Source organism: Kitasatospora sp. SolWspMP-SS2h (genome assembly GCF_003259315.1).
GTDB lineage: Bacteria > Actinomycetota > Actinomycetes > Streptomycetales > Streptomycetaceae > Kitasatospora > Kitasatospora fiedleri.
On the sequence record NZ_QLLT01000010.1, the window covers coordinates 246,136 to 270,317 of the forward strand.

Genomic DNA, 24,182 nt, shown 5'->3' on the forward strand with positions numbered 1-24,182 from the left:
GCCTGGTCAGTCGGTGGTGTAGGCGCCGGCGAGGATGTCGCCGAGCAGCGTCGGGCCGGTGGGCTGCCAGGAGAGCAGCTCGCGGGTCAGTTCGCTGGAGCCGGTCAGGGTCTGTCCGAAGAAGTGGCCGACGACGCCGAAGTGCTCCGCGGCGTCCGCGGGGTCGACGGCGACCACGGGCAGGTCGAGGGCCGTGCCGAGCGCCGCGGCGATCGCCTTGGTGGTGACGGCCTGTTCGGCGACGGCGTGCAGGCGGGTGCCGGCCGGGGCGTGTTCCAGGCCGAGGCGGATGAGCCGGGCCGCGTCGGTGACGTGGACGGCGGACCACTCGCTGGTGCCGTCCCCGAGGTAGCCGCTGACGCCGTGCTTGCGGGCGGCGGCGGTGAGCCAGTTGACGAAGCCCCAGTCGCCGCGTCCGTGCACGCTCGGGGCGAAGCGGACCGCGATCGGGCGGATGCCGCGCGCGGCGGCCTCCAGGGTGAGGTTCTCCGAGCCGCCGCGGTCGGCGCCGGGGCCGACCTCGGGCGAGGGGTCGGTCTCCAGCGCCGGGCGGCCGGTGACGAGGCCGGAGAGGCCGTTGGCGATCACGAACGGCTTCCCGGAGCCTTCGAGGCCGTCCAGGATCGCCTCCACGGCGGCCCGCTCGGCGCGGTCGGTGCCCGCCGGGTCGGACCAGTCGTGCTTGTTGGCCAGGTGCACCACCGCGTCGGCGGCGCTCGCGCCGGCCCGGAAGGAGTCGGGGTGGTCGAGGTCGCCCCGGTGGACCTGGGCGCCCTTGGCCGCCAGCGCGGCCGCGGCCCGGTCGGAGCGGGCGAGCCCGAGGACCTGGTGGCCGGCGGCGAGCAGTTCGTCCACGGTGGCCGAGCCGATCCAGCCGGTGGAACCCGTCACGAAGACGCGCATCGCGCGGTCTCCTCTCTGCCCTGTCGGGCACAGTGCCGGCGTCGCCGACAATTACTGTTCACGATGCACCGAAACTAACAGATCCGGTGCACAGTGTCCATTAATAGGCGGACGCCGCGGCGGCCCCGACCCCCAACCGGGCTGCCGGGTAGGGCTTTTGCCATATTTGTGGACATTCTGTCCCGTCACATACGATGGCCGGACCAGAGGTCCGGGAGAGGAGGCGACATGGTCGGCGAACAGGGCAAGGTCGGTCGTCCGCGCAGCGAGCAGGCCCGGGCGGCCGTCCTGCACGCCGTCGACGACCTGGTGGTCGAGCTGGGCTACGGCGCGGTCACCCTCAAGGGCATCGCCGAACGCGCGGGCGTCTCCCGCCAGACCGTCTACCGCTGGTGGTCGACCAAGGCCGAGATCCTGCTGGAGGCCAGCGCGATCGACGCCCGCCAGGAACTGGACGTCCCCCCGCACGAGGACCCCGCCGCCGACCTCGCCGCCTACCTCGGGGCCCTGGTCGCCTTCCTGACCACCTCCGACGCGGGCGCCGCCTACCGGGCCCTGGTCGGCGAGGCCCAGCACGACACGGCCGTCCGCGACCTGCTGCGCGGCACCGACCCGATCGGTGCCAGCGCGGCGGCCGTCATCGACCGCGCCCTGCCCGGCGACGCCCTGGCCGTCCCGATGCCGCAGGCCACCGCGCTGCTGGTCGGGCCGGTCTTCTTCTGGATCCTCAGCGGCCGCGAGCCGGACGCCCTGGACGCGGGCGCGCTGGCCGCCGACTTCCTCCGGCTGGCCGCCGCCCGCCGCTGAGCCCCGGGGCCGGTGACGGCCGAGCCCCCGTCCGGTCGGGACGGGGGCGGGACGGGAGCCGGCGCCGGGGCGGGCCGGTCGGCGTCAGCCCTCGCGGGGCCGCGTCAGTCGTCGCGTCGCAGGGCCGCGTCAGTCCTCGCAGGGCCGCGTCAGCCCTCGCGGGGCCGGAGGAAGGCGGTGGCCAGGACGCCGACCAGGACCAGGGCGGCGTTCACCAGGACGGCGAGGACGATGCCGTCCAGGACGGCCGGGACGGACGGGTCGTCGCCGGCTCGGGCGGCGACGACCGCGCTCATCACCGGGGCGCCCAGGGTGATGCCGATCTGCTGGGTCATGGTGGCCAGCCCGGTGGCCAGGCCCTGCTCGTGGTCGGGCAGGCCGGAGGTGGCGGTGACCATGAAGCCGACGATGACGAACATGTTGCCGACGCCGCCGACGAAGGTCGCCGCCAGCAGCAGCCACAGCGAGGACTGGCCCTGGCCGAGCAGCAGCAGGGCGGCGGTGGCCGCGGCCTGCACCAGGCCGCCGACCACCAGGGTGGCGCGGGTGCCCGCGGCGGCGATCAGGCGGGCGGCGGTGGCGCCGCCGAGCACGGTGCCCAGGCCCAGGACGCCGAAGGACAGGCCCGCCGCGAGCGCGGAGAAGTCCAGCACCTCCTGGAGGTAGAGGGTCAGCAGGAAGACCAGCGAGGTCTCGGTGAGGAAGGCGATCAGCCCGGCCAGGTTGCCCCAGACCACGCTGCGGCGGCGCAGGACCGCCACCGGCACCAGCGGCGCCGGGGCGCGCCGTTCGACGGCATGGAAGACCAGCAGCAGGGCGGCGCCCAGGGCGAGCGCGCCCAGCGCGAGCGGGTCGCCCCAGCCGGCCAGCCCGGCCCGGGTCAGGCCGTACACCAGGGCGAGCAGGCCGAGGGTGACCGAGAGCGCGCCGGGCAGGTCGAGCCTCGGGCGGGCGTCCGGGCGGCTCTCCCGGATCACGCCGGGCGCGATCAGCAGCACCCCGAGCGCCACCGGCACGTTGACGAAGAACGCCCAGCGCCAGGACAGCAGGTCGGTGAGCACCCCGCCGAGGACCGCTCCGGCGGTGAACCCGGCCGACATCAGCGCGCCGTTGAGGCCCAGCGCCCGGTCGCGCAGCGGCCCCTCCGGGAAGGAGGTGGTGAGCAGCGCCAGCCCGGCCGGGGTGACCGCCGCGGTGGCCAGGCCCTGGGCGACCCGGGCGGCGATCAGCACCGCCGGTCCGATGGCCAGGCCGCCCACCAGCGAGGACGCCCCGAGCAGGGCCAGTCCGAGCAGGAACAGCCGCCGTCGGCCGAACAGGTCGGCGACCCGGCCGAACAGCAGGGTGAACCCGGCGGCGGAGAGCGCGAACGCCGTCCCGATCCACTGGAGGTCGCCCAGCGGGAAGCCGAGCCCGGCGCCGATCGCCGGGAGGGCCACGTTCAGGATCGAGAAGTCCACCGCCAGCATGAACTGGGCGACCAGCAGGACGACCAGGACGACGCGCTGACGGCTCGTCAATCTTCCTGTTTCGCTTGCCTGTTGCGGTGGTTCGACTGTTCCGGTCGCTGCGGCCGTCGCCATGGCGGGCCTCCCTCTCGTCGGGTTCGGCGTGACAGGAAGGAGCCTGCACCGGACCGGACGGCCCACCCAGGGCCCTGCGGAAGGTAGCACTCGCGGGGATACCCTGCGGCGGCCACCGGAGCGCCCGGCCCGGGCAGACTGGGGGCATGGAGACATCGACCGCCCTCGGGGATTTCCTGCGCAACCGGCGCGCCCGCCTGCGCCCCGAGGACGCGGGGCTGACCCCCTACCCCAACCGGCGCCGGGTGCCCGGGCTGCGCCGCGAGGAACTCGCCATGCTCGCCGGGGTCAGCGTCACCTACTACACCCGGCTCGAACAGGGCCACAGCGCCAACGCCTCCGACGGCGTCCTGGACGCGCTCGCCCGCGCCCTGCGGCTGACCGGCGACGAACGCGCCCACCTGTACGACCTGGCCCGCCCCGCCCGGGCCGGGCGCACCCCGCAGGACCGGCCCGCCAAGGTCCGGCCCGCCACCAGGCACCTGATCGACGCGATGCCGCAGGTGCCCGCCGTCGTCCTGGACCGGGGCAACGACGTGCTGGCCTGGAACGCCCTCGGCCACGCCCTGCTGGCCGGCCACCTCGACCCGACCGGTCCCGACCGGCCCGCCGACCGCCCCAACCTCACCCGGCTGCTGTTCCTCGACCCGCACACCCGGGAACTGCACGCCCGCTGGGAGGAGGACGCGAAGGTCGCCGTGGCGGCGCTCCGGCTCGCCGTCGGCCGCCACCCGCAGGACCGGCGGCTGGCCCACCTGGTCGGCCAACTCGCCATCCAGAGCCCGGAGTTCGCCGCGCTGTGGGCCCGCCACCCGGTCCGCGACTGCGCGGTGGGCAGCAAGTCCTTCCGGCACCCGCTGGTCGGCCCGATGGAGCTGCACTTCGAGAGCCTGCCGCTCTCCGACGGGACCACCCACCGCGTCCTGCTCTACGGCGCCGCCCCCGACAGCCCGTCCGCCGCCGCCCTCGCCCTGCTCAGCCGATCCAGCCGTGGCTCTTGGCCAGCTGGAGCATCGCCGAGCGGACCTGGAGGATCTGGGTGCCCGTCAGCGACGGGGCGTACTCCAGCAGGGCCTCGGTGACGTCGTCCAGGTAGTCGTCGGAGGCGAGCTGCTCGTCGTCGTCCACGGGCGCGCGCAGCACGCGTTCGGCGACCGGCGCGCCGGGGGCCTTCAGCTCGGCGCCGGGGGCGAGCTGGACGGCGGACGCCTTCGGGCCGCGGTCGCCCTCCTCGACCTCGAAGACCACCGCCAGGCCCGTCCGGATGTACGACTCGGGGATCAGCAGGTCGTTGACGTGCAGGAAGACGTCCTCCCCGCCCTGATCCGGAGCGATGAACCCGTAGCCCCGCGAACCGTCGAACCGCACCACACGACCGGCAACCATGCCAACCCCCAAGACACCTTTTGGGCCCCGTGCCCGAAACCTGGGCCCGAGAATAGCCCCGGGACGGCGGCGAGGCGAACCCGCCGTTCGAAAACCGCCGGGTGCCGGCCGCCGTCCGCCGCCCGGGCTCAGTCCTCCCGGGGCGCGCTCATGTCGCCGGTGGCGGGGACGCCCTCGGCCAGCCCGTAGCGCAGCAGCACGGTGCCGCGGGGGCCGGCGGCGGGCGGTTCCAGCAGGGTGACGTTGGTGGGGACGGCTCCCCCGGCGAAGACCTGCTTGCCGGTGCCGAGGACGACCGGGTGCACCCACAGGTCCAGGCGGTCGTACAGCTTCTCCCGGAGCAGGGTCTGCACCAGGTCCAGGCTGCCGACCACCGTCACCTGCTGGTGCCGCTCGCGCAGGCCGCGCACCGCGGCGGGCAGGTCCGGCCCGAGCAGTTCGGACCCGGCCCAGGTCAGCTCGGGCTCGCCGCGGGAGGCGACGTACTTGGGGATGCTGTTGAAGAGGTCGGCGAAGGGGTTGTCCCCGGCCTTCGGCCAGTAGGCGGCGAAGATGTCGTAGGTGCGGCGGCCGAGCAGCAGGGCGTCCGTGCCCGCGTAGGCGGCGTCGACCTGCGCGCCGGAGACGTCGTCCACCAGCGGGGCCTGCCAGCCGCCGAAGGGGAAGTCGACCGGGTCCTCGTCGGGCCCGCCGGGCGCCTGGCCGACGAGGTCGAGGGTGGTGAACAGCTCGATGTGGATGAAGCCCATGACGTGCTCCCCTGGGGGTCGGTCGGTGGTCCGGTCACGAGTACGGACGGGGCGGGGCGGGCGGACTCATCGGTCCGGCGGCCACCGGTCCGCACACCTCGATGATCCGGCCCCGGGGCCGGTCCGCGCAGCCCCGGGCGGCCGGGGGCGGCGGGCCCGTGGCGCAGACTGGTCCCGCACCACGCCACACCGCACCACGCCACACCGCCCCGGCCAGCCGGCCAGCCGAGCGGTCCATCCACCGAGGAGCCCTCCCATGGCAGAGCGTCCGCCCCGCAAGCCCCGCACGCCGCACACCGCGCAGGTCGTCCGCACCGAGCGGCTCACCCCCCACATGCAGCGGGTGGTGCTCGGCGGCGACGGGCTGGCCGCGTTCGACGCGGGCACGTACACCGACCACTACGTGAAGGTGCTGTTCGACGCGCCGGGGGCGGCCTACCCGGAGCCGTACGACCTGGAGCGGATCCGGGCCGAGTTCCCGCGCGAGCAGTGGCCGACCACCCGGACGTACACCGTGCGCGCCTGGGACGCCGGGCGGCGCGAGCTGACCCTGGACTTCGTGGTGCACGGCGACCAGGGCCTGGCCGGGCCGTGGGCGGTGCGGGCCCGGCCCGGCGACACCGTGCGGCTGCTCGGCCCCGGCGGCGGCTACGCGCCCGACCCGGCCGCCGACTGGCACCTGCTGGCGGGCGACGAGAGCGCGCTGCCCGCGATCGCCGCCGCCCTGGAGGCGCTGCCCGCCGACGCGGTGGTGCACGCCTTCGTCGAGGTCTCCGGGCCCGGGGACGAGCAGCCGGTCGACACCGCCGCGAAGGTGGTCTGGCTGCACCGCGGGGACCGGCCGGTCGGCGAGGCGCTGGTCGGGGCGGTCCGCGCGCTGGAGTTCCCGGCGGGCCGGGTGCAGGCGTTCGTGCACGGCGAGGCCGGGTTCGTGAAGGAGCTGCGGGCGCTGCTGCGGGTGGAGCTCGGCGTGCCGCGCGAGGACCTGTCGGTCTCCGGGTACTGGCGCCTGGGCCACGACGAGGACGGCTGGCAGGCGTCCAAGCGGGAGTGGAACGCCGTCGTCGAGGCCGAGCAGGAGGCCCCCGCGTCCTGAGCGCCGGCCGTCCCCCGGGGGCGGGGTGTAGTCCGGTCGGTGGGAGTTGTGGTGACACATTTCACCGTTCGCCCGGTTCTGCCGGAGGGGGTCGGGAGTCTAGGTTCCTGCGACCAGGGGGAAGTACTCCCCTTCGAGCGCGGAACACGTCCGGCACCACCTCCTCCGACGAGAGAGAACGAGCGATGTCTGGAAACGACTCCTCCGCACGCCCGCCCCAACGGGTCGGCGTGGTCGCCGAGTCCGTGCCCGGGGAGACCCGGGTCGCGGCGACCCCGGCCACGGTGCGCGGACTGCTGGGCCTGGGGTACGAGGTGGTCGTCGAGTCGGGGGCCGGCGCGGCCTCCGGGTTCGACGACGCGGCGTACGCGGCGGCGGGCGCCACCGTCGGGGACGCCTGGGCGGCCGAGGTGGTGCTGAAGGTGAACGCGCCGTCGGAGGCCGAGGTCGGGCGGCTGCGCGAAGGGGCCGTGCTGGTGGGGCTGTTGGCCCCGGCGCAGCGGCCGGAGCTGCTGGCGGCGCTGGCGGCGCGCGGGGTGACGGCGCTGTCGCTGGACGCGGTGCCGCGGATCTCCCGGGCGCAGTCGATGGACGTGCTCAGCTCGATGGCCAACATCGCCGGGTACCGGGCGGTGATCGAGGCCGCGCACGCCTTCGGCCGGTTCTTCACCGGGCAGGTCACCGCGGCGGGCAAGGTGCCGCCGGCGAAGGTGCTGGTGGCGGGCGCGGGCGTGGCCGGGCTGGCCGCGATCGGGGCCGCGTCCAGCCTCGGGGCGATCGTCCGGGCCACCGACCCGCGCCCCGAGGTCGCGGACCAGGTGCGGTCGTTGGGCGGCGAGTACCTGGCGGTGGAGGCGGTCCAGGAGGCGAGCGCCGACGGGTACGCGAAGGCCACCTCGGCGGACTACGACCGGGCCGCGGCCGCGCTGTACCGGGCGCAGGCCGCGGACGTGGACATCGTGGTCACCACGGCGCTGATCCCCGGCCGGCCCGCGCCCCGGCTGCTGACCGCCGAGGACGTGGCGGCGATGAAGCCCGGCAGCGTGGTGGTCGACATGGCCGCCGCGCAGGGCGGCAACGTGGCGGGCACGGTGCCGGGGCGGACGGTGGTCACCGACAACGGGGTGACCCTGATCGGCTACACCGACCTGGCGTCCCGGCTGCCCGCGCAGGCCTCGCAGCTGTTCGGCACCAACCTGGTCAACCTGCTGAAGCTGCTCACCCCGGGCCGGGACGGGCGGCTGGCGATCGACTTCGAGGACGTGGTGCAGCGCGCGGTGACGGTCGTCCGGGAGGGCGAGACCACCTGGCCGCCCCCGCCGGTCGCGGTCTCGGCCGCGCCCGCCGCGCCGCCCGCCGCTCCCCCGGCCGCCGTCGGGGCGGGGGCCGCCCGGGTCACGCCCGCCGTGCGGTTCGGCCTGATCGGTCTCGGGATGCTCGCGCTGTTCCTGCTGATCGCCTTCGCCCCGGCGCAACTGGCGGAGAACTTCACGGTGTTCGCGCTGGCCGTGGTGATCGGCTACTACGTGATCGGGAAGGTCCACCACGCCCTGCACACGCCGCTGATGTCGGTGACCAACGCGATCTCCGGGATCGTGGTGATCGGCGCGCTGCTGCAGATCGGGCACGAGAGCGCCCTGGTGACCGTGCTGTCCGCGGTGGCGATCCTGCTGACCAGCGTGAACGTCTTCGGCGGTTTCGCCGTCACCCGCCGCATGCTGAGCATGTTCTCGAAAGGCTGAGCCGAGATGACGTCCCTCACCGCCGCGCACGCCGCGGACCTGGTCGCCGCCCTGCTGTTCATCCTGAGCCTGGCCGGGCTCTCCCAGCACCGCACCTCGCGGGCCGGGGTGGTCTACGGCATCGCCGGCATGGCCCTGGCGCTGGTCGCCACCGTCGTGGTCGCCTCCCGCAGCATCAGTGCGGGCGCGGTCGCGCTGATCCTGGTCGCGATGGCGCTGGGCGCCGCGATCGGCCTGTGGCGGGCCCGCCGGGTCGAGATGACCCAGATGCCGGAGCTGATCGCCGTCCTGCACAGCTTCGTCGGCCTGGCCGCCGTGCTGGTGGGCTGGAACAGCTACCTGGAGGTGGAGCGGCACGGCGCCGCGCAGACCGCGGTGGCCGCCGACCTGCTGACGATCCACCACGCCGAGGTGTTCATCGGCATCTTCATCGGCGCGGTCACCTTCACCGGCTCGATCGTCGCCTACCTGAAGCTCTCCGCGAAGATCGCCTCCCGCCCGCTGGTGCTGCCCGGCAAGAACGCCCTCAACCTGGGCGCGCTGGGCGCGTTCCTCGCCCTGACCGTCTGGTTCACCGCCTCCCCCGGCCTCGGCCTGATGGTCGCCGTGACGGTGCTGGCCCTGCTGCTGGGCTGGCACCTGGTGGCCTCGATCGGCGGCGGCGACATGCCGGTCGTGGTCTCGATGCTCAACAGCTACTCGGGCTGGGCGGCCGCCGCCGCGGGCTTCCTGCTCGACAACGACCTGCTGATCGTCACCGGCGCGCTGGTCGGCTCCTCCGGCGCCTACCTCTCGTACATCATGTGCCGGGCGATGAACCGCTCCTTCCTGTCCGTCATCGCGGGCGGCTTCGGCATCGAGGCCCCCTCCGGCGGCGACGCCGAGCAGGGCGAGCACCAGGAGATCCGGGCCCGGGAGGCCGCCGAGCTGCTGGCCGCCGCCAAGTCCGTGATCATCACCCCCGGCTACGGCATGGCCGTCGCCCAGGCCCAGCACCCCGTCGCCGACCTCACCCGCCGGCTGCGCGAGCGGGGCGTCGAAGTCCGCTTCGGCGTCCACCCGGTGGCCGGCCGGCTGCCCGGCCACATGAACGTGCTGCTCGCCGAGGCCAAGGTCCCCTACGACATCGTGCTGGAGATGGACGAGATCAACGAGGACTTCGCGGACACCTCGGTCGTCCTGGTGATCGGCGCCAACGACACCGTCAACCCCGCCGCCCTCGACGACCCCGCCAGCCCGATCGCCGGCATGCCCGTCCTCAAGGTCTGGGAGGCCGACCGGGTCGTCGTCTTCAAGCGCTCGATGGCCTCCGGCTACGCGGGCGTCCAGAACCCGCTGTTCTTCCGCGACAACACCGCCATGCTCTTCGGCGACGCCAGGCAGAGCGTCGAGCAGATCCTCCAGGCCCTGGACACCACCGACCCGGCCCTCACCGCCCAGCACTGAGACCGCGCCCGCTGACCGCGTCCCGCCGGTCGCGCCTCGCCGGTCGCGTCCCCGCTGACCGCGTCCCGCCGGTCGCGCCCCCGCTCACGCTCCGCCCGGGCGGACCAGGCCGGTCTCGTAGGCGATGACGACCAGTTGGGCGCGGTCGCGGGCGCCGAGCTTGGTCATCGCGCGGTTGACGTGGGTCTTGGCGGTGAGCGGGGTGACGAACAGCCGCTCGGCGATGTCGTCGTTGGACAGGCCGGCCGCGACCAGGGCGACCACCTCCTGCTCGCGGGCGGTGAGCACGTCCAGCCGGGGCAGTGCGGCGCGCCGCCCCGGGTCGGGCTGGGCGAGGAAGCGGCCGATCAGGGCCTTGGTGGCGGCCGGGGAGAGCAGGGCGTCCCCGGCCGCGACGACCCGGATGGCGTCCAGCAGCTCCTCCGGGTCGATGCCCTTGCCGAGGAAGCCGCTGGCCCCGGCGCGCAGCGCCTCGGCGACGTACTCGTCGCTCTCGAAGGTGGTCAGGACCAGCACCTTGACGCCCGCCAGGTCCTCGTCGGCGGTGATCAGCCTGGTCGCGGCGAGGCCGTCCAGGTCGGGCATCCGGATGTCCATCAGGACCAGGTCGGCGCGCAGGGTGCGGGCCAGCGCGACGGCCTCCCGGCCGGTGCCGGCCTCGCCGACCACCTCCAGGTCGGGGGCGGAGTCGATCAGCAGGCGGAAGGTGCCGCGCAGCAGGGCCTGGTCGTCGGCGAGCAGGACGCGGACGGTCATGGTCGGCGGCTCCTTCCGGTGGTCTTCGGTGCGGTTCGCGGGGTCCGCGGGGTCCGCGCGGCTCACGGTCGGCCGGCCTTCTTGCGGGCGGGGCCGGCGGGCAGCGGCAGTTCGGCGTGGACCCGGAAGCCCCGGCCGGGGCGCGGTCCGGCGCTGAGGGTGCCGCCGACGGCGCGGGCGCGCTCGTACATGCCGATCATGCCGTGGCCGGTGCCGGTGCCGTCGGGCGCCCCGCCGCCGTCGGCCCGGCCGTCGTCCTCGACGGTGAGCCGCAGCGTGTCGGGGCCGAAGTCGAGGCGGACGCGCGCGGTGGTGGGCCCGGCGTGCTTGTGGGTGTTGGTGAGCGCTTCCTGGATGATCCGGTAGGCCGTCAGGTCGAGGATCGGCGGCAGGTCGAGGATCGGCGGCAGGCCCGCGGAGGCGCCGTCGCGTCCGGGGGCGCCGTCGCGTTCCAGGGTGACGTCCAGGCCGGAGTGCCGGAAGGCGTCCAGCAGGTCGTCGAGCCCGGCCAGGCCGGGGGCGGGTTCGCGCGGTGCGGCCGGCTCGCCGCTGTGGCGCAGCAGGCCGACGGTGGCGCGCAGTTCGTCGAGGGCGGCGCGGCTGGTGTCGCGGATGCGTTCCAGGGCCTGGTAGGCGTGGTCGGGGTCGGTGCGCATCAGGTGGTGGGCGACGCCGGCCTGGGCGTTGACCAGGGTGATGTGGTGGGCGACCACGTCGTGCAGTTCGCGGGCGATCCGCATCCGTTCCTCGGTGACCCGGCGGCGGGCCTCCTCCTCGCGGGTGCGTTCGGCGCGTTCGGCGCGCTCGACGGCGGAGGCGAGCAGTTCGCGGCGGCTGCGGACGGCGTCGCCGCTGGCCACCGAGAGGAACGGCCAGGCGATCAGGCCGAGGTTCTGCGGGATCTCCTCCAGGCCGGGGCGGACGATCAGCGCGGTGAGGGTGAGCGCGGCGGCGGCGCAGCAGCCGGTGCGCCAGGCGGTGGGCCGGTCGGTGCGGGTGGCGACGGCGTACAGGGCGACGCCGACGGCGAACATCGAGATCCCGAGGGCCTCCGGGCGCGGGCCGGGCGAGAACGGGATCAGCACCAGTTCGACCACGCCGATCAGCACCGTCGCGGCGGCCACCGGCACCGGCCACCGGCTGCGGGCCAGCAGCGGCAGGCAGGACAGCAGCAGGAACAGCAGGTAGCCGGTGATCGAGGCGTCGCGGTGGTACGCGGTGGCGGCGGTGATCGGCGTGGCGAGCACGAAGCAGGCCAGCGCCACCGCCGCGTCGGTGCGCCCCGGCCGCCCGCCGCACCACCGTCTGACCGTCTGCGTCATTCGCACTCCTTCACCGTACGCAGCGGGGCCCGGCCGGTGGCACTGACCGGCCGGGCCCCGCGGGGTGTCAACGCCCGGCGTCGGCCGGTTCGGGCTGCCGGACGGCGGCGGGGGCGGGGGCCGGGTCGGGCTCGCCCTCTACCGAGACGTGCGGCAGCAGGCGGTCGAGCCAGCCGGGCAGCCACCAGTTGGCGGCGCCGAAGCGGTGCATGAGCGCCGGGACGAGGACCATCCGCAGCACCAGCACGTCGAGCAGGACGGCCAGGGCCAGGCCGAGCCCGAACTCGGCGATCATGCGCTGCCCGCCGAACAGGAAGGCGGCGAACACGCAGGCCATGATGACGGCGGCGGCGGTGATGACCTGGCCGGTCTCGCCGTGGCCGACCCGGACGGCGCGGTGGTTGTCCCGGGTGTGGGTCCACTCCTCGTGCATCCGGCTGATCAGGAAGACCTGGTAGTCCATCGAGAGACCGAACAGGATCGCGATGATCATCACGGGGGCGAACGCCTCGACCGGCCCGGCCGCGCCGGCCCCGAGCGCCTCGGAGCCCCAGCCCCACTGGAAGACCGCGACGATCGCGCCGAACGCCACGCCCATGGTCAGCAGGTTCATCACCACGCCGATCAGCGGCACCAGCAGGCTGCGGAAGGCCACCATCATCAGCAGGCAGCCCAGGCCGACGATGATCGCGATGAACAGCGGCAGCTTGGAGATCAGCACGTCCGCGAAGTCCGCGGCGGTCGCGGTCGCGCCGCCGACGTACACCCGCAGGCCGGTGCCGGCCTCGGCGCCGGGGACGGTGTGCTCGCGCAGCTCGGTGATCAGCGCGGAGGTCTGCGCGGACTGCGGGGAGGTGGTGGGCACCACCTGGACGATGCCGACCTGCTGGCCCTCGCGCATCGGCACGGCCGCGACCCGGGCGACGCCGTCCAGGCCCTTCAGGTCGGCCACCAGCCCGTCCAGGGCGGCCCGGTCCGCCGCGCCGGGGGCCTCGGCGACCAGCAGCAGCGGGCCGTTCGAGCCGGGGCCGAAGCCGTCGGCCATCAGGTCGTACGCCTGCCGGGTGGTGGTGGACTTCGGGTTGTTGCCCGCGTCCGAGCTGCCCAGGCGCAGCGACAGCACCGGCAGCGACACGGCGAGCATCAGCACCAGGGCGACCAGCGCCTTGCCGGTCGGCCGGGCCTGCACCCGGGCGGCCCAGCGCGGCCAGAAGCCGGTGGCGTGCGCCTCGCCGGGGCCGTGCTCGGCCAGGCGGCGGCGCTGGGCGCGGCTGAGCACCCGGTGGCCGAGCAGGCCGAGCAGGGCGGGCAGCAGGGTGATCGCGGCCAGCACGGTGAGCGCGACGGTGAGGGCGGCCGAGACCGCCATGCCGTTGAGGAAGCCCATGCCGAGGATCAGCATGCCGAGCAGGGCGATCACCACGGTCAGTCCGGCGAACAGCACCGCGCGGCCGGAGGTGTTCAGCGCCTTGGCGGACGCCTCCCCCACCTCCAGTCCGGCCATCAGGCCCTTGCGGTGCCGGTTGACGATGAACAGGGCGTAGTCGATGCCGACGCCGAGACCGACCAGGACGCCCAGGGTGGGGGCGACCGAGGCGATGCCCATGCCGTGACTGAGCAGGCCGGTGCCGATCACGCCGGTGCCGACGCCGGCCACGGCGGTGAGGATCGGCAGCGCGGCGGCCCACAGCGAACGGAACACCAGCGCCATCACGATCAGCGCGGCGACGATGCCGATGATCTCGCTGGTGCCGCCCATCTCGGTCTCGGCGTTCTGCACGGCCTGCCCGCCGAGCTGGACGTCCAGGCCGTCGGCGCGGGCCTGCTCCGCCAGGTCGACGACGTGCTCGACATCCGCCTTGGGGACGTCGTGGGCGGCGCCGCTGAAGGTCACCTGCGCGTAGGCGGTGGTGCCGTCGGCGCTGACCTGCGCCGCGCCCTGCTCGGCGTACGGGCTGCCGACCGAGGCGACGGAGGGGCTGTGGGCGATGGCGTCCAGGACCCCGGTCATCCGCTCCTGGACGGCCGGGTCGCGCACCGTCCCGTTCGCGGTGTGCCACACCACGGTGTCGGTGTCGCCGGCCGCGGCGGGCATCTGCGCCCTGAGCAGGTCCATCGCCCGGCTGGACTCGGTGGCCGGCATCGCCATGCTGTCGCTGTACTTCGTCCCGACGGCGCCGGAGACGGCCCCGAGCCCCACCAGCAGGCCCAGCCACAGCAGCACGGTGACGAGCCGGTGCCGATGGCACCAGCGGGCGAGAACGGACATGCGCGCTCCAGAATTCGGCCTTCTCCCGGTCTCCTCCACCCTGCGGCCCCGAGCCGCCCCCTGTCGTCCCCCGCCCGCAGACACCCGCCGTACCACGCCCGCGGTACCCGGACGCCCCCGCTACCGCGCCTGCGGACGGACCGGACGGGCCCTCGCCGCGCGCCGGGCCGGTCACCGGCTGCCGCTGCCACTGCCGCTGCCACCCGGCTGCGAGGCCGACGACACCGCGTAGCGAGGCCGACCCACCCCTGCCCCCGGGGCACCCGCCGGAGCCCGGGCGGCCCCGGGGCCCGGGCGCGCAGCAGCCCCGCGCCGGCCGCCGGCCGTCCCCTCGCGGGAGCGGTTCGGCGGCCGGCGCGGGGCTGCGGTCGGGCCGTCAGGTGGTGCGGAAGTGGGCGTGGAGGCGGCGGGTGTGGTCGAGGACGCGGGGCGGGCCCTCCAGGTGGACGGTGGTGGTGAGGCGGGGGGCGGTGCTGGAGGCGGCGAGGCGGAGTTCCAGGGCGCCGGGCTCGACCACGCGGTGGCCGTCGCGGCCGGTGAAGGAGGCGAGGTCGGCGGGGACGGTGATCTCGACCCGGGTGCGTTCGCCCGCGTCGAGGGTGATCCGGCGGTAGCCGATCAGTCGTTGGACGGGCTGGACCACGCTGGCGACGGGGTCGTGCAGGTAGAGCTGGACGGTCTCGCTGCCGGCCCGGCCGCCGGTGTTGCGCAGGGTGAAGGAGAGGGTGAACTCGCCGTCGGTGGGGGCGAGTTCGCACTCCACTTCGAGGCCGCTCCAGTCGAACGCGGTGTAGCCGATGCCGTGCCCGAAGCCGAACGCCGGAGTGGGGTCGGTGCTGGAGACCTCGCTGGGTCCGGCCAGTCGGGCGGCCAGGTAGGTGGAGGGCTGGACGCCGGGCCGGGCCGGGATGCTGACGGGGAGCCGGCCCGAGGGGTTGGTGCGTCCGCTGAGTACGGCGGCGACCGCCTCGGTCCCGGCCTCGCCGGGGAAGAAGGTCTGCACCAGGGCCGCCGCCTCGGTGACGGCGCGGCCCAGCGCGTAGGGCCGGCCGGCCAGCAGCACCGGCACCACCGGGGTCCCGGTGTCCAGCAGGGCGTCCAGCAACTGCCGCTGCACGCCGGGCAGTTCGAGGAGTTCCACGTCGCAGCCCTCGCCGCTGGTGCCGCGTCCGAACAGGCCGGCCCGGTCGCCGAGCGCGACGATCACCACGTCGGCCCGGCGGGCCGCGTCGAGGGCCTCGGCGAAGCCGGAGGTGTCGGTGCCGTCGATGTCCGCCCCGGGCACCGTCCGGATCTCGCTGTCGGGGAACTCGGCCGCCAACGCCTCGCACAGCGTGGGCAGTTCGATGCCGATCGGGGTGTCCGGGTGCTGGCTGCCGACGTGCACGGGGAAGGCGTAGCAGCCGAGCACCGCGGTCGGGGTGTCGGCGTTGGGGCCGACCAGGGCGATCCGGCGGGGGGCGCGCAGCGGCAGGGTGCCGTCGTTGCTGAGCAGCACCACGGCCCGTTCGGCGATCTCCCGGGCCAGTTCCCGGTTCTCGGGGCGGTCCAGGTCGACGGTGCCGCGCAGGGCGCGCGGGTCGTCCAGCGGGCGGCCGGCCAGCGCGGCGGGGACGGCGTCCCAGTCCGCGTCGAGCAGGCCGAGCTGGGCCTTCTGCACCAGGACCCGGCGCAGCGCCCGGTCGACCAGCGCGACGGGGACGGTGCCGTCCTCGACGGCCCGCAGCAGCGGTTCGCCGAAGGTCTTGACGGTGGGGAGTTCGACGTCGACGCCGCTGCCCAGGGCGAGCGCGGCGGCCTCGGCCCAGTCGCCGGCGACGCCGTGCAGCAGCTTGAGGAAGGCGATGCCGAAGTAGTCGGCGACCACCGTCCCGTCGAAGCCCCAGGTGTCGCGGAGCAGTCCGGTGAGTAGGGCCTCGTCGGCGGCCGAGGGGATGCCGTCGGTGTCGGTGTAGGCGTGCATGACGGAGCGCGGGCGGCCCTCGCGGACGGCCATCTCGAAGGGCGGCAGGATGACGTCGGCGCGTTCCCGGGGGCCCATGCCGACGGGGGCGAGGTTGCGTCCGGCGCGGGAGGCGGAGTAGCCGGCGAAGTGCTTGAGGGTGGCGACGACGCCCGCGGACTCCAGGCCCTGCACGTAGGCGGTGGCCACCGTGCCGACCAGGTACGGGTCTTCGCCGATGGTCTCCTCGACCCGGCCCCAGCGGGCGTCGCGGACCACGTCGAGGACGGGGGCCAGCCCCTGGTGGACGCCGACGGCGCGCAGGTCGCGGCCGATCGCCGCCGCCATCCGCCGGATCAGCCCGGGGTCGAAGGTGGCGCCCCAGGAGAGCGGCACCGGGTAGGCGGTGGCGCCCCAGGCGGCGAAGCCGGCCAGGCACTCCTCGTGGGCCAGGGCGGGGATGCCGAACCGGTTGGCGGCGGCGATCCGCTGCTGGCTGCGGGCCAGCGAGAGCGCGCCGAGCGCCGGGTCGACCGGGACGGTGCCGAACGGGCGGGTCAGCTGGCCCAGTCCGTGCGGGAGCAGGTCGTCGAGGTCGGGCGGCTCCTCCATGTCGTGCTGGTGCGGGGCGACGTCGCCGCCCTCGTCGGAGGCGCCGACCCAGACGCCGACCAGCTGGGCCAGTTTCTCCGGCAGGGTCAGCTCGGCGATCAGGGCGTCCGCGCGCTCCTCGGGGCCCAGCGCGCGGTCGCGCCAGCGGGGGGCCGGGGCCGCCGGGGCGGCGGGGTCTGCGGTCGCGGCGGGCGGGGCGGGGGCTCCGGCGGGCGGGGTGGGGGCTCCGGCGGGCGGGGTGGAGGGTTCGGCGGGCGGGACGGGGGCTTCGGCGGGAACGGCCAGGTTCATCTTGTCGGTCACTTTCCTCCGACGCCCATGAGGCCCTGGACCAAGGCACGCCGGGCGAACAGGTAGACGATGAAGATCGGGAGCATCGACAGCACGACGGCGCTGAGCAGGCCGGGCACGTCGACGCCGTGCTCGGTCTGGAAGTCGTACAGGCCGAGGGTGATGACCTTGCTGCTCTCCGACTGGGTGAGGATCAGCGGGAACAGGAAGCCGTTCCACGCCTGGAGCGCCGAGAAGACCACGACGGAGGACAGGCCGCCCCTGGACAGCGGCACCACCAGCTGCCAGAACACCCGCCAGGGGCTGGCGCCGTCCATGGCCATCGCCTCGTACAGCTCGCCGGTGATGTCCCGCATCGCGCCGGTGAGCACCAGCGTGCACACCGGCAGGCAGAACGCGGCGGTCGGCAGGATCACGCCGATCAGGTGGTCGTACAGGCCGGCCTTGCTGATGACGTAGAACATCGGCACGATCACGGCCTGCGCGGGGATCGCCAGGCCCAGCAGGAAGATCCGGAAGACCGTGCCGATGGTCCTGCCCCGGGCCCGGACGATCGCGTAGGCCAGCGGGGGCACGACGAGCAGCACGATCGCGACCACGCTCGCGGTGACGACGACGGTGTTGAGGAAGTCCCGCCCGAAGCCGTTGGAGAAGTCGTCGACGTAGTTCTGCAGGGTCAGCTGCGAGGGGAAGGTGAGCGGGCCCTGGGTGGAGTAGTTGGAGCGGGTCCGGAAGGTCGAGATCAGCAGGACGTACAGCGGGAAGCCGACCAGGACCAGCCAGACCAGCGAGCCCAGCCCGGCGAGGTGGTTGGGACGCCTGCGCATCACAGTCCCTCCGTGGTGCCGCGCATCTTGTCGTAGCCGGAGAACCGGACGACCGCGAGCGAGATCAGGGTGGCGACCACCACCAGGACCAGGGCGATGGCCGAGCCGGAGCCGAAGTCGAAGCTCTTGAAAGCCTGTTGGTACATGTAGTAGGCGCTGTTCGTGGTGTCGGTGCCGGGGCCGCCCTGGGTGAGGATGAGGACGGTGTCGAAGGTGGTGAGGCCGCCGACCAGCATCAGGATCACCGAGGTGATCATGGTGTTGCGCAGCTGCGGCAGGGTGATGTGGACGAACTGCCGGAGCTTTCCGGCGCCGTCGATCGCGGCGGCCTGGTAGAGCACCCGCGGGATCGCCCGGGCGCCGCCCTGGTAGAGCAGGGCGTGCAGGGGCGTCCACTGCCACGTGCCGACGAAGGTGAGCACCGCGATGGCGCCGCTCCGGCTGCCCATCAGGTTGCCGTCGCCGAACAGCGGGGTCAGTTGCGAGGGGACGCCGAAGTTGGGGTCGAGGATGGCCCGCCAGACCACCGAGACCGCGGTCGCGGACAGCAGCAGCGGGACGAAGAAGACCGCGGACAGCACGGCCCGGTTGCGCTGGGGGCCGGCCGCCCAGACGCCCAGCAGGACGCCGGCCGGGGTCTGCACGAGCACGCCGGCCGCGGTCAGCACCAGGGTCAGCCAGACGCTCCGGGTCATCACCGGGTCGTGCAGCAGCCCGGTCCAGTTGTCCAGGCCGTTGAAGCGGGGCGCGCCGACGCCGTCCCAGCTGGTGAAGGAGAGCACCGCGACCAGCACCAGCGGCAGGAGGGCGAACAGCAGGAAGAAGACGGTCGCGGGGACCGCCCAGACCAGGCCCGGGCGGGCCACCCCGACGCCGGTCCGCCGCCCGGCCCGCGGGCGGCGGCCGGACCCGGACGCGAAGGAGGGAGCACTCATCGGCATTCGTCTCAGGAGGCGGGCAGGGCCTGCATGGCCTTGATGAAGCCGTCCACGTCGAGCTTGCCGTCGAAGAACTGCTGGACGGCGGTGTGGATCGGCGTGGTGGCGGCCGGCGGGTACGCCTGGTCCCAGGAGAGCTGGAACGACGGGGCGGCCTTGACCAGCTCGTACTGGTACTTCGAGTACTCCGGGCTGGCGGCGGTGTCGAGGAACCGCTCGGTGTTGGTGGTGGTCGGCAGGTTGCCGATCGCCAGCTGGGCCTTCACGAACTCGTCGGAGTACATGAGCTTGAGGAAGGCGGCGGCGGTCTCGGGGTGGTTGCTCTTCTTCAGCACCGAGTAGAAGTTGTTGGTGTTGCCGACCACGTCCGCCGGGTCGCCCTTGCCGCCCGCCACGGACGGGAAGGCGCTGTAGCCGAGGTCTTTCGCGGCGAAGTCGGGGTTGGCGTCCTGCTGGGTGGCGTACGCCCAGGAGCCCATCAGCTCGAACGCCGCCTTGCCCTTGGCCAGCAGGGCCGGGGAGCCGCCGTCGGTGAACTTGACCGAGTCGAAGTTCGAGCCGAACGCGCCCGCGTCGACCAGCTGCTTGAGCATGCCCAGCGCCTTCCTGGCATCTTCGCTCTCCCAGGCGGCCTTGTCGCCGGACAGTGCCCGCTGGAACAGCTCGGGGCCGGCCACCCGGTCGAAGACGTACTCGTACCACATCAGGGTCGGCCACTGGTCGCCGCCGCCGAGGGCGAACGGGGTGACGCCCTTGCCCTTGAGCACCTGGACGGCGTTCAGCAGGTCGTCCCAGGTCTTCGGGACGCTCAGGCCCGCGTCGGCCAGCACCTTCTTGTTGTCGAACAGCAGCACCGGCTGGGTGCCGCGCATCGGGATGCCGTACGACTTGCCGTCGATCACGGCGGTGTCGAACACCGAGGAGAGGAAGTTGCCCTTCAGGCCCGGGTCCGCGGCGATCATGTCGTCCAGCGGGAGCAGCAGGTCCGCCTTGACGTAGGGCTGGATGCTGCCGCCGCCCCAGTTGAAGAAGACGTCCGGCGCCTGGGCGGTGTTGATGATGGTGTTGAGCTTGGCCTGGTAGTCGGCGCCGGGGATGGTGTCCAGCACCACCTTGACCTTCGAGGTCTTGTTGAAGGTGTCGACCATCTGCTTCTCGACCTTGTTGCTGGCGTCGCCGTAGACCAGCACGTGGATCGTGTTCGAGCCGCCGCCGGTGGAGGCGCCGCTGCCGCAGGCCGTCACCCCCACCGTCGCCAGGGACAGCCCGAGTGCCACAGCGAACGCGCGTCTCTTCATCAGGAGTCTCCTAAAGTTTCGAGGCCATTCTCGAAATCAGTGCCTGGCCGGGACGCTAAGTTGCGGGCATGTTGCGGGTCAACCCCTCGTACCGAGGGTTACTGAAGCGTGATCCGGGGGCCGTCCCACGCTGCCCGTGCCCTATGCTGCGGGCATGGAAAAGGGCGATGAACTGGGACGGGCCACCCTCGCGGACATCGCGCGAGAGGCCGAAGTCTCCGTTTCGACGGTTTCGAAGGTCCTGAACGGACGTACCGACGTCTCGGCGTCCACCCGCGGCCGGGTCGAACGGGTCCTGCGCGAGCACGACTACCGGCGCGCCGCCCGCAACGGCGGCGAGGCCCCGCTGATCGAGATCGTCTTCCACGAGCTCGACAGCCTCTGGGCGATGGAACTCCTGCGCGGCGTCGAGACGGTGGCCGACGAGCACGGGGCGGCCGTGGTGGTCGCCCACAGCGGCTCCCGGCACGCGCCGGGGCCCGGCTGGATCGACGCGGTGCTGCGCCGGCGGCCGCTCGGCGTGGTGCTGGTCCTCTCCGGCCTCCCGCCCGAACTCAAGCGCCAACTACGGGCCCGCTCCATCCCGTTCGTCATCATCGACCCGGCCGGCAACCCCGACCCGGACGTGCCCTCGGTCGGCTCGGCGAACTGGGCCGGCGGCCTCGCCGCCACCCGGCACCTGATCGAGCTCGGCCACCGGCGGATCGGCATCGTCACCGGCCCCGAGGACACCCTCTGCTCACTGGCCCGGCTCGACGGCTACCGCTCGGCGATGTCGATGGCCGGGCTGGAGACCGACCCCGCGCTGATCGCCTTCGGCGACTTCCACGCCGAGGGCGGACTCGCCTGCGCCAAGCGGCTGTTGGAGCTGCCCGACCGCCCCACCGCGATCTTCGCGGGCAGCGACCTACAGGCGCTCGGCGTCATGGAGGCCGCCCGGGTCCACGGGCTGCGCGTCCCCGAGGACCTGTCCGTGGTCGGCTACGACGACCTGGACATCGCCCAGTGGACCAGCCCCGCGCTGACCACCGTCCGCCAGCCGCTGCGCGAGATGGCCGAGCAGGCCACCCGGCTGATCCTCGCCCTGCGCAGCGGCGAGGCCCCGGCCGCCCCCACCCGGCTCGAACTCTCCACCACCCTGGTGGTGCGCTCCAGTACCGTGGCACCCGGCCCCGCCGGGGGCTGACGGGGCCGACCGGGCCGCGACCGGGACCTGCACCTGGACCTGGACCCGGACCCGGACCGCCCAGTATCGGGTTTCGAAACTTTCGAGGTCCGGCCGGTCTTGCCCCCGTCGGCCTGGGCGGACTAATTTGTTTTCCGCCATTACGAATCGGGGTGCCGGACGGGAGGTCGTCCGCCCGCTCCGGCGACCCGCCCCCGACCCCTGGGTGTGACCCGATGACGACCACCGGCTCCTCCGACACCGGCCCCCGGTCCGCCGGTCCACTGCCCGACGGAACACCGCCCGCCGACCCGCTGACCAACTGGGCGGGCAACCTCACCTTCGGCGCCCGCGCCGTCCACCGCCCGCGCGACCTGGACGAGTTGCGGGAGCTGGTCCGGCGCGGCGACCGGGTCCGGGCCCTGGGCAGCGGCCACTCCTTCAGCCCGGTCGCCGACACCGAGGGCGACCTGGTCCGGCTGGACGGCCTGCCCACCCGGATCGAGATCGCCCCCGACCGCCGCAGCGTCACCGTCTCCGCCGCCACCCGCTACGCGGAACTCGCCCCCGTCCTGCACGCGGCGGGCCTGGCCCTGGAGAACCTGGCCTCGCTGCCGCACATCTCCGTCGCCGGGGCCACCGCGACCGGCACCCACGGCTCGGGCGACACCCGCCGCTCGCTCGCCGCCGCCGTCCGCTCGCTGGAGGTCGTCGGCGCCGACGGCGAACTGCGCACCACCACCCACCCCGGCGCGGTGGTGCACCTGGGCGCGCTCGGCATCGTCACCGCGCTCACCCTCGACACGGTGCCCGCCTTCGACGTCCGGCAGTACGTCCACACCGGTCTCGCCCTCGCCGACTACACCGCCCACCTGGACGAGATCCACGCCGCCGGCTACAGCGTCAGCCTGTTCACCGACTGGGGCTCGGACACCGGCCGGGTCTGGGTCAAGCAGCTCGACGACGGCGCCCCGCCCACCGCCGTCCCCGGCGCGCGACCCGCCGACCGCCCCGAGCACCCGGTACCCGGCCTGCCCACCGACGCCTGCACCCCGCAGCTCGGCGTCCCCGGCCCCTGGCACCGGCGACTGCCGCACTTCCGCCCCGAGTTCACCCCCAGCAGTGGCGCGGAACTCCAGTCCGAGTACCTGCTGCCGCGCGCCGCAGCCCGCGCCGCCGTCGCCGAACTGCGCACGCTGGGGCCGCATTTGGCTCCGGCACTGCACATCTCCGAGGTGCGCACGGTGGCCGCCGACGAACTCTGGCTGAGCCCCTCCCACGGACGCGACTCGGTCGCCTTCCACTTCACCTGGAAGCCCGACCCCGCCGCCGTCGCCCCGGCCCTCGCCGCGGTCGAACGCGCCCTGCTCCCGCTCGGCGGGCGCCCGCACTGGGGGAAGATCACGCACGCGCCGCGGGCCACCGCCGGCGCCGCCTACGAGCGGCTGGGCGACTTCCTGGCGCTGCGCCGGGAACTCGACCCGGACGGCAAGTTCGCCAACCGCTTCACCGAGCAGCTGGCCGGAACCGCCGACTGACCCTGCGGCCGCCGCCGCTCCCCCACCCCCGCGCTCCGCTTCTCCCCCCGCGTCGGCCGCCCCGGCCGCCGCCCCCACTCCGTCGGCCGGGCGGCACCCCGCTTCGCCCGCCCGGCCGACGGTGCCCGTCCCCACTGCTCCGCCGCTACCGCCCGTACCCGGCCACCGGCCCAGGCGCGGGCGGTGCGCGGCACGCACCGGGGACGGGCCGATCGGCCGTCGGCCCGCAACGGCGCGGAACCCGCCGACGGCCGATCCAGGCTGCCCGGGCGCCCCCGGACCCCGCCGCTGCCGCTGCCGCTGCTGCTGCCCGCTGTCACCCGCCGGCCGCCCGAAAGACGATCGGCGCGGATCGGACCCACCCGAACGCGCATTTCCCGCCGTTCCGGACCGGCGCGTGTCCCGATTCCGGCCGAAACATCTGCCGCTTCCGGCCGTCATTGCCGCCGCCCACCGAATAGCAGCCGAAAGTTTCCACCGGCTCATTGACACGTGAACTGCCCGGGTCAAAACTCTTCGCAGTCGGCCGTCGCCGACCTTCCAGCCGAGCCGGGTCGCCGGTTCCATCCGCCTCCCGGGCTCCCCAGCGAACCACGAGGAGTCGCACCCCCATGCGCAGCACCAGTCTCTCGCCGCGCCCGCTGATCGCGGGCCTCGCCGTCGCCGCCACCGTGGCGGCCGGCCTGACGGCCGCCACCGTCGATCCCGCTCCGGCCCGGGCCGCCGCCTGTACCGGCTACGTCGGGCTGACCTTCGACGACGGCCCGTCCAACGACCACACCCCGGCCCTGCTGAACGCCCTCAAGCAGAACGGGCTGCGGGCCACCCTGTTCAACGAGGGCCAGTTCGCCGCCGCCTACCCGGCCCAGGTGAAGGCCGAGTCGGCGGCCGGGATGTGGATCGGCAACCACAGCTACACCCATCCCCACCTGACCCAGCAGAGCCAGGCCCAGATCGACTCCGAGGTCGGCGACACCCAGTCGGCCATCGCCGGCGCGGGCGGCGGCACGCCGAAGCTGTTCCGCCCGCCGTACGGCGAGACCAGCGCGACCCTGAAGTCGGTCGAGGCCAAGTACGGCCTGACCGAGGTGATCTGGGACGTCGACTCGCAGGACTGGAACGGCGCCGGCACCGCCGCGATCGTGCAGGCCGTCGGCCGGCTCGGCAACGGCCAGGTCATCCTGATGCACGAGTGGCCCGCCAACACCCTGGCCGCGATCCCGCAGATCGCCCAGAACTTGGCCTCCCGCGGGCTGTGCGCCGGCATGATCTCCCCGCAGACCGGCCGCGCCGTCGCCCCCACCGACAACGGCGGCGGCAGCACGGGCGGCAGCACCGGCGGGGGCACGGGCGGTGGCACCGGCGGCGGGAGCTGCACCGCCACCCTCTCCGCCGGCACCTCCTGGAGCGACCGCTACAACCTCAACGTCACCGTCACCGGCTCCAGCACCTGGAAGGTCACCGTCAAGGTGCCCACCCCCGAGAAGGTCAGCTCCACCTGGAACGCCACCA

19 protein-coding genes are annotated in these 24,182 nt (G+C 74.2%); 8 read left to right on the forward strand and 11 right to left on the reverse strand.

Translation table 11 applies throughout. The features are described from left to right. Nucleotides 1–6: 6 nt before the first annotated feature. Complete coding sequence (locus K353_RS14950; RefSeq protein WP_111554083.1) at nucleotides 7–903, reverse strand: SDR family oxidoreductase; 897 nt, start codon at nucleotides 901–903, stop codon at nucleotides 7–9. A 228-nt stretch (nucleotides 904–1,131) separates the two neighbouring features. Between K353_RS14950 and K353_RS14955 the strand changes: the two genes are divergently transcribed. Further along, nucleotides 1,132–1,710: a TetR/AcrR family transcriptional regulator gene (locus K353_RS14955; RefSeq protein WP_111554084.1), complete on the forward strand. Its 579-nt coding sequence runs from the start codon at nucleotides 1,132–1,134 to the stop codon at nucleotides 1,708–1,710. Nucleotides 1,711–1,859: 149 nt separating this feature from the next. Here K353_RS14955 and K353_RS14960 read toward each other — a convergent pair whose 3' ends face one another. Beyond that, nucleotides 1,860–3,293, reverse strand: coding sequence for an MFS transporter (locus tag K353_RS14960; protein ID WP_111554085.1), 1,434 nt, complete (start codon nucleotides 3,291–3,293; stop codon nucleotides 1,860–1,862). Nucleotides 3,294–3,439: 146 nt separating this feature from the next. On the opposite strand from K353_RS14960, the gene K353_RS14965 reads away from it, so the two are divergent. Beyond that, on the forward strand, nucleotides 3,440–4,375 hold the full coding sequence (locus K353_RS14965) for a helix-turn-helix domain-containing protein (RefSeq protein WP_111554086.1): 936 nt from the start codon (nucleotides 3,440–3,442) through the stop codon (nucleotides 4,373–4,375). On the opposite strand, the gene K353_RS14970 is transcribed toward K353_RS14965, so the two are convergent. After that, a complete protein-coding gene (locus tag K353_RS14970) occupies nucleotides 4,269–4,679 on the reverse strand; it encodes a cold-shock protein (protein WP_111554087.1) in 411 nt (136 codons plus the stop codon). The genes K353_RS14965 and K353_RS14970 overlap by 107 nt on opposite strands. A 128-nt stretch (nucleotides 4,680–4,807) precedes the next feature. After that, nucleotides 4,808–5,428: a dihydrofolate reductase family protein gene (locus K353_RS14975; protein ID WP_111554088.1), complete on the reverse strand. Its 621-nt coding sequence runs from the start codon at nucleotides 5,426–5,428 to the stop codon at nucleotides 4,808–4,810. A 256-nt stretch (nucleotides 5,429–5,684) separates the two neighbouring features. On the opposite strand from K353_RS14975, the gene K353_RS14980 reads away from it, so the two are divergent. The 3 genes from K353_RS14980 (at nucleotide 5,685) to pntB (ending at nucleotide 9,712) form a co-directional block, all read left to right on the forward strand. Then, nucleotides 5,685–6,524 carry a siderophore-interacting protein gene (locus K353_RS14980; RefSeq protein WP_111554089.1) on the forward strand — a complete coding sequence of 280 codons (840 nt, stop codon included), beginning with the start codon at nucleotides 5,685–5,687 and terminating at the stop codon, nucleotides 6,522–6,524. Between the two features lie 185 nt (nucleotides 6,525–6,709). Then, entirely contained in the window at nucleotides 6,710–8,266 is a 1,557-nt protein-coding gene (locus K353_RS14985) for a Re/Si-specific NAD(P)(+) transhydrogenase subunit alpha (RefSeq protein WP_111554090.1), read from the forward strand. 6 nt (nucleotides 8,267–8,272) lie between these two features. After that, a complete protein-coding gene (pntB, locus tag K353_RS14990) occupies nucleotides 8,273–9,712 on the forward strand; it encodes a Re/Si-specific NAD(P)(+) transhydrogenase subunit beta (RefSeq protein WP_111554091.1) in 1,440 nt (479 codons plus the stop codon). Nucleotides 9,713–9,796: 84 nt separating this feature from the next. Here the strand turns inward: pntB and K353_RS14995 are convergent, their stop codons facing one another. From K353_RS14995 to K353_RS15025, 7 genes are all read right to left on the reverse strand, one after another. Beyond that, the gene (locus tag K353_RS14995; RefSeq protein WP_100839827.1) at nucleotides 9,797–10,468 is read right to left on the reverse strand and encodes a response regulator transcription factor; all 672 of its coding nucleotides are present in this window, start codon (nucleotides 10,466–10,468) and stop codon (nucleotides 9,797–9,799) included. 62 nt (nucleotides 10,469–10,530) lie between these two features. Then, nucleotides 10,531–11,790, reverse strand: coding sequence for a sensor histidine kinase (locus tag K353_RS15000; RefSeq protein ID WP_111554092.1), 1,260 nt, complete (start codon nucleotides 11,788–11,790; stop codon nucleotides 10,531–10,533). A gap of 67 nt (nucleotides 11,791–11,857) precedes the next feature. Then, a complete protein-coding gene (locus tag K353_RS15005) occupies nucleotides 11,858–14,059 on the reverse strand; it encodes an MMPL family transporter (RefSeq protein ID WP_111554093.1) in 2,202 nt (733 codons plus the stop codon). A gap of 376 nt (nucleotides 14,060–14,435) precedes the next feature. Then, on the reverse strand, nucleotides 14,436–16,916 hold the full coding sequence (locus K353_RS15010; protein WP_233533590.1) for a glycoside hydrolase family 3 N-terminal domain-containing protein: 2,481 nt from the start codon (nucleotides 16,914–16,916) through the stop codon (nucleotides 14,436–14,438). Further along, nucleotides 16,913–17,731: a carbohydrate ABC transporter permease gene (locus tag K353_RS15015; protein ID WP_111554094.1), complete on the reverse strand. Its 819-nt coding sequence runs from the start codon at nucleotides 17,729–17,731 to the stop codon at nucleotides 16,913–16,915. The genes K353_RS15010 and K353_RS15015 overlap by 4 nt, the downstream gene beginning before the upstream one ends. Further along, entirely contained in the window at nucleotides 17,731–18,666 is a 936-nt protein-coding gene (locus tag K353_RS15020) for a carbohydrate ABC transporter permease (protein WP_111554095.1), read from the reverse strand. The genes K353_RS15015 and K353_RS15020 overlap by 1 nt, the downstream gene beginning before the upstream one ends. Before the next feature lie 11 nt (nucleotides 18,667–18,677). Then, entirely contained in the window at nucleotides 18,678–19,967 is a 1,290-nt protein-coding gene (locus tag K353_RS15025; protein ID WP_111554096.1) for an ABC transporter substrate-binding protein, read from the reverse strand. Between the two features lie 154 nt (nucleotides 19,968–20,121). On the opposite strand from K353_RS15025, the gene K353_RS15030 reads away from it, so the two are divergent. The 3 genes from K353_RS15030 to K353_RS15040 form a co-directional block, all read left to right on the forward strand. Then, nucleotides 20,122–21,153, forward strand: a complete 1,032-nt coding sequence (locus K353_RS15030; protein WP_111554097.1) for a LacI family DNA-binding transcriptional regulator — start codon at nucleotides 20,122–20,124, stop codon at nucleotides 21,151–21,153. A gap of 215 nt (nucleotides 21,154–21,368) precedes the next feature. Further along, nucleotides 21,369–22,670: an FAD-binding protein gene (locus K353_RS15035; RefSeq protein WP_111554098.1), complete on the forward strand. Its 1,302-nt coding sequence runs from the start codon at nucleotides 21,369–21,371 to the stop codon at nucleotides 22,668–22,670. A 611-nt stretch (nucleotides 22,671–23,281) separates the two neighbouring features. Then, on the forward strand, nucleotides 23,282–24,182 hold a 901-nt coding region (locus K353_RS15040), incomplete at its 3' end, for a polysaccharide deacetylase family protein (RefSeq protein ID WP_111554099.1).